General features: G+C 41.2%; 7 protein-coding genes. 6 read left to right on the plus strand and 1 reads right to left on the minus strand.

Translation table 11 applies throughout. The annotated features are described in order from the left end of the window. Positions 1-214: 214 nt before the first annotated feature. Positions 215-1,303, minus strand: a complete 1,089-nt coding sequence (locus tag IIC38_10690) for an isopenicillin N synthase family oxygenase (GenBank protein MCH8126419.1) — start codon at positions 1,301-1,303, stop codon at positions 215-217. A 197-nt stretch (positions 1,304-1,500) separates the two neighbouring features. Here IIC38_10690 and IIC38_10695 point away from each other — a divergent pair, with 197 nt between their 5' ends. The 6 genes from IIC38_10695 to IIC38_10720 all read left to right on the plus strand — a co-directional run bounded on the left by IIC38_10695 (position 1,501) and on the right by IIC38_10720 (position 12,243). Beyond that, positions 1,501-2,355, plus strand: a complete 855-nt coding sequence (locus IIC38_10695; protein MCH8126420.1) for a cyanophycinase — start codon at positions 1,501-1,503, stop codon at positions 2,353-2,355. A gap of 58 nt (positions 2,356-2,413) precedes the next feature. Then, the gene (cphA, locus tag IIC38_10700; GenBank protein ID MCH8126421.1) at positions 2,414-5,209 is read left to right on the plus strand and encodes a cyanophycin synthetase; all 2,796 of its coding nucleotides are present in this window, start codon (positions 2,414-2,416) and stop codon (positions 5,207-5,209) included. Beyond that, positions 5,206-6,915: a Mur ligase gene (locus IIC38_10705; GenBank protein ID MCH8126422.1), complete on the plus strand. Its 1,710-nt coding sequence runs from the start codon at positions 5,206-5,208 to the stop codon at positions 6,913-6,915. The genes cphA and IIC38_10705 overlap by 4 nt, the downstream gene beginning before the upstream one ends. Positions 6,916-6,947: 32 nt before the next feature. Continuing rightward, positions 6,948-9,827, plus strand: coding sequence for a S9 family peptidase (locus IIC38_10710; GenBank protein MCH8126423.1), 2,880 nt, complete (start codon positions 6,948-6,950; stop codon positions 9,825-9,827). A gap of 391 nt (positions 9,828-10,218) precedes the next feature. Further along, complete coding sequence (locus tag IIC38_10715; GenBank protein MCH8126424.1) at positions 10,219-11,088, plus strand: Vps62-related protein; 870 nt, start codon at positions 10,219-10,221, stop codon at positions 11,086-11,088. Between the two features lie 327 nt (positions 11,089-11,415). Continuing rightward, positions 11,416-12,243, plus strand: a complete 828-nt coding sequence (locus tag IIC38_10720) for a TIGR00730 family Rossman fold protein (GenBank protein MCH8126425.1) — start codon at positions 11,416-11,418, stop codon at positions 12,241-12,243. The last annotated feature ends 9 nt before the right edge of the window (positions 12,244-12,252 follow it).

The following is a 12,252-nucleotide window of genomic DNA, read 5'->3' on the forward strand; positions in this document are numbered from 1 at the left end:
TTTTCTATTATTATTTGTTACGAAAGCCATTGATTTTTGCCAAACTAGGAGGTCTCTATATGTCTTCATTTTAATATCCCCTCAATCTAAATGAGTTAGGTTTTTTAAACTTTGTGCCTTTGTGCCTCTGTCACTTTGTGCCTTCTCCACTGTCTTCATATAAGTTTCCCCTGTATTTATTATTCAAGTTTTTATTAACTTTGTGCCTTTGTGCCTATTTATCTTTGTCACTATCTACCGCATAATCATCACCATAATACTTGCTGGTTGTTTTAGTATGAAATTTAATCGCTGAGATCGGCTCATATTTTGGTTCACCGAGCCCGGGCAGGACTTCGAGGATCTCTTCTTCCCAGACATAAATGGCCATCGGAAAAGTCACGCGAGGCTTGCCAAAGAGTCTTCTTTCGATAGGTTTTCCCACACGATGTGTGGTTGAGGGAAGTCTATCGTTGGTTATTCGCTGCATATAATCGCCGGTATTCAAAATGATGCTGCCTTGTGGTGGATTTAACCGAATCCATTTCATGTTCTCCCGATTCAATACCTGCAATCCGTCCACCTCCTGTGCTGGCAGAATTGTAAAAAAATCAACATCTTCATGACCGAGCATCCGGCCGGCGCCGGATTCATCATCTTCTTTACTAATTGGTGGATAATAATTCAATCGGAAACCAAAATTTGTATTTGTGAATTTCTGATCATAGAGATGTGGATCGCAACCCAAATAGGTGAGAACGCTTTGCATTAAGGGTATAAATAGCTTTTCATGCTGCAAACAAATCTGCCTGAAAAAAGGCTCATAACCTGGCTTTGGCCAGTATGTAGATTCGTTATAATTGGGGTCGCTATCCATATCAAATGCGCGTCTGCAAAAAACCCATCCTTCAACAAGATCCGGATGTATGATTGTGGTTTCCTTCATCGGAAAGTAACCTTGGTTTACCGACCCAAACCTCTCGGATTTATATTTCATTCTTTCTTCCCGGGTGGTTTGTTCAAAAAATTCGCATGTTTTCTTTTTACCTTCTTCATATAATCCAGGATCTATTCCATGCCCGGTGAGAATGGCAAATCCCAAACGTTCCAGGGCTTCCCCTAATTCCTGAGCAAACTGTTTCTTCCCTTGTTCGCCATTATTTAAGAATTGTCCGATGTCGCAGGTTTTTATAATTGTTTCGTTATCGAATTCTTCATCAACTTCACCTTCTGCCAAATGATAGGTTTGTTCCTTCTTAACCTGGTCATATTTGCTGAAGTCCTGGTTGACAGCAGTGATGCCTTTATCTTTTAATGAACCCATTATTTTTTCCTTATTTTTTGAAGGTTGATGCAACATAATAGGTACGAATATAATATGCAAGAACATTATTTAAAACCTGCAAATTCCTGGTTGCTATATAAAATGAAAAAATATTCCTTGAACTTTGCTTCCTTGTTGTGCATTTTCTTACATAATTTAATTGAACGCTTAGATTTAAATACGATAAGAAAAGAACTATGAGTCCATCGATTGGTGTTGAAGGAAAAGAAAGAGGTTATATTGTCGCCGTTGGTGGCGCCGAAAAGCATTCTACTAAAGCCATAATTCTACAAAAGTTTACCGAATTAGCCAATTCAAATGGTGGTCAAATTGTGGTCATACCGACCGCCTCCGAAACCGAAGAAACCGGGCACCGATATATTAAAATCTTTAGCAAACTAGGCGTTAGAAAAGAAGTGCTATCCATTCCCATTAAAACGAGATCGGATAGCGAGAAACCTGATTATGTTGAAAAGCTGGAAAGCGCTTCTGCCATTTTTATCACAGGTGGGAACCAGTTACGGTTGTCAACCGTCATGGGCGGCACTTCCGTTGCCCGATTAATTCGTAAATTAAATGCGGAAGGAGTTCATGTTGCGGGCACCTCGGCTGGTGCGGCTATTCTGTCCGAACATATGATCGCCGGTGGCGCAAGCGGGGCCACGCCGACGCCGGATGGTGTTACACTTGCGCCTGGTTTAGGTTTAACCAACAGCTTAATAATCGATCAGCATTTTCGCCAGCGAGATCGTTTGGGGCGCTTATTGGCTGCATTATCTTACAATCCCTTCATGTCCGGAATTGGTCTTGATGAGGACACTGCCATTTTCATAAATCCAAAAGGTGTTTTGGAAGTTGTTGGCAGTGGCGCGGTAACAATCATCGATCCAAGCAAACTGAAATATTCATCGATGGGTTCCGTTCGCGCCGGACAACCGGTTAGCTTGATTGGCCTTCGTTTGCATATTCTAGCCAGCGGCGGACGGTATGATACTCACTCACGTGAAGCGATCATCGATGATAAAAACGATAAACAAATTACTTCGAAATAATTCAGATGGGTTGACTAACTTTTCTTTTTGTAAAGGTAATTTTGCAGGAATTTAAGTTATGAAAATATTATCAACAAATGTTTATTTAGGACCGAATCTTTACGCTCATTTTCCGGTGATCCGCCATGTTATTGATATTGGCATTTTGGAAGACTGGCCGACGAAACGACTTGGAAAAGAATTTATCGATGGCTTGCTGGAAAAACTGCCGGGTCTTCAGGAGCATGGCTGTTCCTATGGAGAACCAGGTGGCTTCATACGGAGGATGACAGAAGATGAAGGAACCTGGCTCGGGCATGTTTGGGAGCACGTAATTATCGAATTACAAAACGAAGCTGGATCTGATGTAACCTTTGGTAAAACTCGTTCAACGGAAATTTCCGGTCAATATAATATGGTATTCGAATATAAGCATCGTGAGGTTGGATTAGAAGCCAGTCGTCTCGGAAACCAATTGATAAACCATTTGCTGCCGGAGGATTTAAAGAAACAGTTCGAATCTGAAATTGATGCTGAATTTAATTTCGATGAAGACCGAGACGCTTTTATTCAATTTGCCCAGCGAAAAGAATTAGGGCCTAGCACCGCTTCTTTGGTTAAAGCAGCCATGGAACGAGATATCCCTTTTTTAAGGCTTAATAAATATAGTTTGGTACAATTTGGTCACGGTAAATACCAGCGTAGAATACAGGCAACTGTAACCAGCGAAACGCGACACATCGCCGTCGAGATTGCTTGTGATAAAGAAGATACCCATAATTTGCTTAGCGACCTGGGATTACCGGTTCCCAAGCAGAGGTTAGTGTATAACGAAAGACAAGCTATTAGAGCTGCTTTGCATATCGGCTACCCGGTTGTGGTAAAACCATTGAATGCAAATCATGGACGAGGGGTCACAATCAATATTTCGGATGATGAAGAAGTAAAGACGGCTTTTACTGTTGCACAGGACTTTGGCTCCAGCCGGTCCGTTGTGGTTGAAAGTTATATCACCGGATTTGATCATCGTATGCTGGTTGTTAATGCAAGGCTTGTGGCAGTATCAAAACGTGTTCCCGGCCATGTGGTGGGTGACGGCGTAAAAACAGTTACAGAATTAATCGATGAAGTAAATCAAGATCCAAGACGTGGTATAGGACATGAGAAGGTTCTAACCAAATTAAAATTCGATCAGCAGGCTGAACAGCTTTTGCAGGAAAAAGGCTATACAAAGGATACAATACTAAAAAAAGACGAGATTGTATATTTGCGTTCAACAGCCAACCTGTCAACCGGTGGAACGGCAATAGATTTGACGGATGTGGTTCATCCGGATAATCGAGATATGGCTGTTCGCACAGTACAGGCAATCGGGCTCGATGTCGCCGGTGTAGATTTTTTGACCGATGATATTACACAATCGTATAAAGATATCGGCGGTGCAATAGTGGAAGTCAATGCAGCACCGGGATTTCGCATGCATGTTGCACCCAGCGAAGGAAAACCACGAGATGTGGCGGGCCCAGTGATGGATATGCTGTTTCAGCCCGGTACTCCTGCAAGAATCCCAATAGCCGCAATTACAGGCACAAATGGTAAAACTACTACCTCCAGGATGTTGGCCCATATTCTTAAAACCGCCGGACATGTAGTGGGAATGACCTCCAGCGATGGTGTTTATATCGATGGCCACCTTACTGTTAAAGGCGATATGACGGGTCCCATATCGGCACAGATGGTTTTACGTGATCCTTCTGTCGATATTGCCGTTATGGAAACTGCTCGTGGAGGTTTGCTTCGCGGCGGGATGGGATATCGTCGATGCAACGTAGCTGCCTGTCTGAATGTCACTGAAGATCATCTTGGTATCAAAGGAATTGACACCCTGGAACAGCTTGCTGAACTCAAGAGAATTGTGATCGAAGTGGCAAAAGACACTGCTATGTTAAATGCCGACGATCCTTTTTGTCTTAAAATGGCGGATTTTACCAAGGCAGAACATATTTGTTACGTAACCATGAATCCGGAACATGATTTAGTACGTGAACATATTCGATCTGGCGGCAGAGCCGTTGTTCTGGAAAAAGGCATTAACGGGGATATGATTACACTTTTTGACAACAATGCCCATATTCCCCTGTTGTGGACGCATTTAATTCCGGCAACCATGGAAGGAATTGCAATTCACAATGTGCAAAATGCCATGTTTGCTGCCGGATTGGCTTATTTCCTGGGAAAATCCCTCGAAGATATTCGACATGGTTTGCGCACTTACTCCGCTTCTTTCTTTCAATCTCCAGGTCGAATGAATGTATTCGATGGCCATCCTTTTAAAGTCATTCTCGATTATGCCCACAATCCGGCGGCAATGGAAATAATGTGCCAGTTGGCAGATAAACTGGATACAAAAGGAAAAAAGATGTGCGTGCTTTCCGCTCCAGGCGACCGAAGGGATGAAGATATTCAGGAAATTGCCAGAATCGCTTCCAAACATTTTGATGAATTTATTTGTAAAGCGGATGACAATCGACGAAAAAGAGGCGCTGAAGAGGTGCCTAAAATGTTGCAGAAAACTCTCTTGGCAGAAGGTATAACTTCTGCGAATATTAAAATGATTCCGGATGAAGTCGAAGCTGTCGACAAGGCTCTACAGAGTGCCAGGCAAGATGATCTTCTCATTATTTTTGGCGATGAAATCACCAGGTGCTGGAAGCAAATTATAAATTTTAATTCGGATGGAAATGTTGCAAAGCCTGGTTCTTCTGCAATATCTAAGGATCATCAAACTCCGGCGGAAGGATTCGTTATAGATAAAGACCAACGCCTGGTTCGTGATGATAGAGGCGTTCGTTTGGCAAAGGAAGAAGCCGATTGACCGAACCTGGTAAAAAGCTGGAAATTCAAGACAGCCGTCGTTTGACGGGTGCAAATTTGCTGTCCAATGAAGCGGGGGCAATTTTAGATGTAACCATTTCGGGTTATCCCATTGATGAAGTTGTCCATCTATGGCAACAACAGGCGCTTCATCTTCTTGAAGGTATTGGTTGGATTAAGGAACAGATATTTTTTCGTGTATTTAATCAAGGCGCCAGTCTCTCATTGAGTGCTCCTGTGGATGCACTTTACGCTGCCACAGAAGTGAATGAGGCGGCCTGGAATTCTGCGGTTGCTAATTTGCAGCGTGAGGATGTCGTTGATTATAATTTGACTGTAGATCAACTAAAAAAAACAATCGATGCAGAACAGAATCCTGATTTGATTCGGCTTATGGATGCGTCACAGGAAAGAGGTGTTTGCTTTTTATCGGATGATGAAACTGTCTCGATTGGAATGGGGATAGGTTCTAAAACATGGGAAGTGGATGAAATACCGCATCCTGATAAAATCTCATGGCATAAAATTCATGACATTCCTTTGGCATTGGTAACCGGAACGAATGGAAAATCCACCACCGTCCGATTGCTGGCGTCCATGCTTAAATCAGCAGGGAAGATCGCTGGAATTACCTCGACAGACTATATCCGAGTCGGAGAGGAAATTATCGATTCAGGCGATTACTCTGGCCCCGGTGGGGCTCGCACGTTACTACGGGATGATCGTGTGGAAGTCGGCGTTTTGGAAGTCGCCCGCGGCGGAATTTTGCGACGAGGGTTAGGTGTTCCAAAAGCTGATACTGCTATCGTTACCAATGTAGCGGTCGACCATTTAGGACAATATGGCATCGACACATTAGATGATCTGATCCAGGCAAAACTGGTTGTCAATCGTTCTTTGAATTCAAATGGAAAATTAGTATTAAATGCTGATGATGAAGGAATAGTGCGACATGCTAAAACCGTTAAAACGCCGATCTGCTGGTTTAGTTTAGATGAGAATAATCCTGTAATTATAGATCATCTCAACAACGGCGGCTGTGTGTGTACTATTAAAGATAATCAAATGATCTATCAATCAATCAGTGGACAAGAAAAAATTGTCCCTATAAATAATATCCCTATTGCAATGAATGGCGCCTCTAAGCATAATACGGCCAATTGTCTCGGTGCTATTGGTCTTGCCAAATCGTTGCAAATAAACCGTTTTGCCATTGTAGAAGGATTAACATCATTCCGAGGTGATTTAAAGGACAACCCAGGCAGGGGTAATTTATTTGAAATCAATGGTGCCAAAATAATGATAGATTTTGCCCACAACGTTCATGGGATGTCGGCTATTGTGGATACAGTTTCATCCATACCTGCTCATCGACGCTTGTTGCTAATGGGGCAGGCTGGCGATCGTACTGATGAGGAAATTCGAGCATTAACCCAGATCGCATGGCAGATTCATCCGGATAGAATTGTCCTAACGGACCTTCCTGTTTACTTGCGAGGCCGGGAAGAAGGTGAAGTTCCAATGATCATACAAAAGGAGTTAATTCGTTTGGGATCGAGCGCTGCATCTATTATATTAACAAAAACCCCCCTGGATGGTGTAAAAGAAGCAATCGATTGGGCGCAGGAAGGCGACTTGTTACTTTTATTAATTTTAGCTCAGCGTAACGAAGTGTTTGAATATCTGAATAGTAGGTTAACAAATTAATATGATTAGATCAATTAATCGAAGGAGGTAATATGCGACGGAGTAAATTGTTTTTTGGATTATGTTTTGTAGGGTTGCTGTTTATATGTTCTTTGGATGTCGTAGGTCAGCAGAAGAAACCGCTCGATCATGACGTATATGATATCTGGAACAGGATTACCCGCAACGCTATTTCTAATAACGGCGATTGGATCATGTTTACGCTCGCTCCGGAAGATAAAGATGCTGAATTGCGAATTAAAGATTCAAATGGCAATTTATCGTATCAGGCTGAGCGCGGAGATTCGGGTAGTTTTTCATTCGATTCACAATTTGCAGTCTTTAAGATTAAAGCATTCAAAGATTCTGTAAAGGCAGCAAAACGAGAAAAGAAAAAAGGTCCGGATTTGCCAAAAGATAGCCTGGCAATTTTCAATTTAAGTTCAGGGGAAGTTGTCAAAATACCGCGTGTTAAAACCTTTAAAATGCCAAAAGAAACGGGTGGAATGCTAGCCTATCTTTTGGAAAAATCAGATAAAAAGAAGGAAGATACTTCAGACAAAGAAAAACCAAAGGAAGAAGAAAAAGAGAAGAAAAAAGAAAAAGAAAAAAATGAAAAATCAAAATCGGATAAGAAAAAGAAAGCCGAGGGGACGGATTTGATTTTGCGAAATTTGGAAACGGGTTCTGAAAGTCGATATTTAGATGTAACCGAATTTTATTTTTCTCATGATGGTAAATGGTTGGTTTACACAACTTCGAATAAGGATAGTACGGCAGATGGGATCTTTGCCGTTAAGACAGAAACAGCAGAGCCAGTGGAAATCCTAACTGGAAAAGGAGATTACAAGCAAGTTGCAATTGATGAGACTGGTAAGCAAGTCGCATTTCTAACAAACAGGGATGATATTTCTGCCAAACAACCAACCTATTCGCTATATCAATGGCGGATTGGTTCTAAGTCACCAAAGATAGTTGCTAAGGAAGGAACTACTGGTATAGAAGCTGGCTGGTGGGTCAGTGAACATGGCAAAGTTTCGTTTTCGAAAAATGGCAAACGGCTGTTTTTTGCAACGGCACCTCGGCCGGAACCTGAGCCGGATGAGGAACAGCCTGAAGATGAAAAAGTCAAGATTGATATCTGGAATTGGAAAGATCCTCTTTTGCAGCCCATGCAATTGCTGCAAGCCAAAAATGAGCTAAAAAGATCCTACCAGGCCGTAGTTCATTTGAATAATGGTAAAATTATACAGATGGCGACAAAAGATATTCCATCGGTAACGGTCGGTGAGAAAGGCAACGCCAACATTGCGATTGGCAATTCAAACATGCCATATCGCCAGGAGATCTCATGGGAATCGCCCAGGTATTATGATGTTTACCTGGTTGATGTGGCGACAGGAAAACGCAGCTTGGTTTTGGAAAAAGTGCAATCCCAGGCATCATTATCGCCTGGTGCAAAATATATTACATGGTGGGACAGAGATGAGTTGGCTTGGTTTGCCATGGATACAAAAAAGCATAGTATAGTTAATTTATCTGAAAATATCCCTTATCCGGTATACAATGAAATCCATGATTGGCCCTATAAAGCCAATTCTTATAGAAGCGCTGGTTGGACGAAAAATGATCAGGAATTTGTGATTTATGACAAGCATGATTTATGGGCTGTCGATCCCACCGGCAAAAAAGTGCCTCGTTCTATCACAAAAGGCCTGGGACGTTCGGAAAATATACAATTTCGTTATTTCAAGCTCGATCCTGAAGAGGAGGCCATTGATCCAATGGAAGCTATTTTGCTTTCAGCGTTTCAGTATGAAAATAAAGATGCTGGATTTTACCGGCTGCAAATGCAAGGAAATCAAAAACCGACAAAACTTACCATGATGGCCAAGGCTTTTTCACGCCCTAAAAAAGCTAAGAATGAGGATAAATTACTCTTCACTCGTTCAAGCTATATTGATTTTCCTGATTTGTGGACCAGTGATTTGAAACTATCCGACATGAAAAAAATAAGCGATGTCAACCCCCAACAATCCGAATACTTGTGGGGTACAGCTGAGCTTGTAGAATGGAATTCGTTAGATGGCATCCCGCTGCAGGGAATTCTTTATAAGCCAGAAAACTTCGATCCGACAAAAAAATATCCGATGATGGTCTATTTTTATGAGAAGACGTCCAACGGTATTCACAGACATAGACCACCGGCTACTGCGCGTTCCAGTATTAGCTTCAGTTTTTATGTGAGTCGCGGGTATGTGGTTTTTGTACCGGATATTCCATATAAAGTCGGATATCCAGGTGAGAGCGCTCTTAACGCGGTCGTGCCAGGTGTGCTGCGTGTTATAAGTCTTGGTTTTGTTGATGAAGAAAATATCGGAGTTCAAGGGCATAGCTGGGGTGGATACCAGATTGCGTACATGATCACTCGTACCCATATTTTTAAAGCAGCTGAGGCCGGCGCTCCGGTTTCCAATATGACCAGCGCTTATGGCGGCATACGCTGGGGATCGGGAATGAGTCGTATGTTTCAATACGAAAGGACACAGAGCAGGATCGGTGGTTCTTTGTGGGAATACCCAATGCGATATTTCGAAAATTCTCCAATCTTCTGGGCTGATAAAATTCAAACGCCTGTCTTAATGATGCATAATGACAAAGACGGCGCTGTACCCTGGTACCAGGGAATCGAGTTTTTCGTAGCCTTACGGCGTTTGGGTAAACCGGTATGGATGCTCAACTACAATGGCGAGCCACATGGGTTACGGAAATACAAGAACAAAAGAGATTTTGCCATTCGCATGCAGCAATTCTTTGACTATTACTTAAAAGGCGCACCTGCACCGGTCTGGCTTGAGGAAGGTGTGCCGGCGATTAAGAAAGGGAAGACATTGGGCTTAGAGCTAGTTTCGACGGAGATAGCTGAGAAGTAGGAGAAAAAAAATTAGCCACGGATTCACACGGATTAAGAAAAAAAATAAAAAGAAAATCTAAATCTTTAATAAAATTGTTTTTGATTGTGTTCCAGTGGCTCATATTATAATTGGTAAAAAACACCTTGCTTTTTCTTGATTAACCGTCTAGATTTCCTGGAGTGAGGGTGGGATTTTACAAGTGGGTTTGAAGAACGAATTGGTTATTTGATCGCACGATATAGGCTTCAAAATACTCAAAGGGCACAGGTATGCAATTCTAAACTTGAAGGTCTTGAAACTTTTGTGGAAGTGGATGAGGTGAAACTCAAAAAAGCAATAAATAGCGGAGATTCCCTTTTTATAAAAAAGATCGTGTTTAGAAGTTTAATATAACCAAAAAGGAGGTAACATGGCTTTTCCAATTTCTAACGTTGTAAAATATGCACCCATTGTTAATTTTCATCCCGATGAAGAATATTTTCCTATTGATCCCATGGACTTCATTTCAAAATCGAGATTTCGGCATCATCGAGTGGGCAAGGATGAAGGTTATGATAAAACGAAGGATAAATGGGTGAAAACGAATTCTCAAGAAACAAATTATTACGACATTCCAGTTGATTTTATTGATAAATTTCGTGTTTGGGGTCGCCGTAATAGGCGGCCTCATGATAGCGCATCAGGAGATCATTGGAATGTATTTCTTCAAACAAGGAAGAAAGAGAAAGGTGTTCCTGATCCTGATTCTAAAATTCCAGTGTTCTATTATGTAAAACGTACGGACACAACGGAATTTGCTGAAACTGCTAGGAAACAATTCAATATCCAACCAGAAATTAACTATAAAATACAATACTGGTGGTTTTTCGGTTATAATAACGGCCCTGCGACCCAAAACCATCAAGGGGATTGGGAGCATGTAACTGTTCGGCTGGATGAGGATGCTAATATTCAAGGTGTTTATTTTGCTGCTCATGGCAAACCCAAATTTGTAAAAAAAAATGAACTGAAGTTTTCAAACGATCATTGCAATGTATGCATTGCTAAAGGGACACACGCTGCTTATGAAAAAGCAGGCGATTTTCCATTAAAAGTATTAGGTATTAAAGTGGCAGACGATAATACCCGGGACAACGGAAATGTGTGGAATACTGAATTAAAATTATTGAGTCTAAGGACCCAACCATGGCGTTATTATGCGGGTGCATGGGGTGAAGTTGGAGAATTAGCCGATACGACTGGTCCTCTCGGTCCCTGGCATAAAAAAGATAAGAATTGATGGAAAGGTTGAGTTTTTAGTACCATTGGATTTATTTAATAACATCATAATCTATTTAAGTGACCGGAAGGACAATATCCTAAGAATTCACTTTACTTAGCCAATTCTTCAAAAAAATCTCATCTTTTACCTGCCTGAACATGTTTATAAATTCCGGGTGAAAAAGACTAGAATCCAAAAAACAATGTATTACAATGGCTTGAAATTTGAATGATGTATTTATGTAAAGGACATTTTGTAACTCTCATTTTTGTCAACAATTGAATTCTAATCTAAACTGTAAGAAGCGACGATCATAATAATGTCGAGGAAATTAACGGAGATAAAATGCAGAAGAGAAAATTTGAAAAAGCTTACGAAAACGATCACTTCCTAAGAAGTTCAGATGCAAGGATTATTCGAATCATTTCTGAATATCTTGAACCTAAGCAAAGGTTACATAGGGAGAAAGTAAGGGATACAATCGTATTTTTTGGCTCGGCTCGATCCATACCTGTTCTGGAAGCTCAAAATATGTTAAATAAGTTAGCAAAAAAAAATGGCGGCAATCAAAATACACAAGAATTCCGCAAAGCCAAAAAAAAACTGCTCCTGGCGAAATATTACGAAGATGCAAGAGAATTAGCGCGCCGATTGACGGAGTGGAGTCACAGCCTTGATCACGGCTCCAGGTTTATTATTTGTTCAGGCGGAGGACCTGGGATGATGGAGGCCGCAAACAGAGGGGCAGCCGAAGCAGGCGGGAAGTCCATTGGGTTTAATATCAGTATTCCTATGGAACAAGACTCCAATTCCTATATCACTCCGGAGTTGAATTTTGATTTTCATTATTTTTTTATGCGTAAATTTTGGTTCGTCTATCTATCTAAAGCATTGGTAATCTTTCCTGGCGGATTCGGTACCATGGATGAAATGTTTGAAGTGTTAACATTGGTGCAAACCAAAAAGCTGCATAAGGAAATCTCTGTAGTTATCTATGGACGTGAGTATTGGGAAAGTATTATTAATTTTCAAAAGTTTGTCGAATGGGGAACCATTAGTGAAGAAGATCTCAAATTAATCCAAATCGCAGATTCGGTTGATGAAGCATTTTCTATGTTAACGGGCTATTTACAAGAAAAAATTTTAAATAGAGAGAAATTCTGGTCATTATAAATAGTATAT

This window comes from candidate division KSB1 bacterium (assembly GCA_022566355.1).
In the GTDB taxonomy this organism is placed as follows: Bacteria; Zhuqueibacterota; JdFR-76; order JdFR-76; family DREG01; genus JADFJB01.

What these genes read in the sequence shown, in the direction of transcription:
- IIC38_10710 (MCH8126423.1), top strand. Translation starts at nt 6,948, where the DNA reads ATGCGACGGAGTAAATTGTTTTTTGGATTATGTTTTGTAGGGTTGCTG.
- IIC38_10695 (MCH8126420.1), top strand. Translation starts at nt 1,501, where the DNA reads ATGAGTCCATCGATTGGTGTTGAAGGAAAAGAAAGAGGTTATATTGTC.
- IIC38_10690 (MCH8126419.1), bottom strand. Translation starts at nt 1,303, where the DNA reads ATGGGTTCATTAAAAGATAAAGGCATCACTGCTGTCAACCAGGACTTC.
- IIC38_10720 (MCH8126425.1), top strand. Translation starts at nt 11,416, where the DNA reads ATGCAGAAGAGAAAATTTGAAAAAGCTTACGAAAACGATCACTTCCTA.
- IIC38_10715 (MCH8126424.1), top strand. Translation starts at nt 10,219, where the DNA reads ATGGCTTTTCCAATTTCTAACGTTGTAAAATATGCACCCATTGTTAAT.
- cphA (MCH8126421.1), top strand. Translation starts at nt 2,414, where the DNA reads ATGAAAATATTATCAACAAATGTTTATTTAGGACCGAATCTTTACGCT.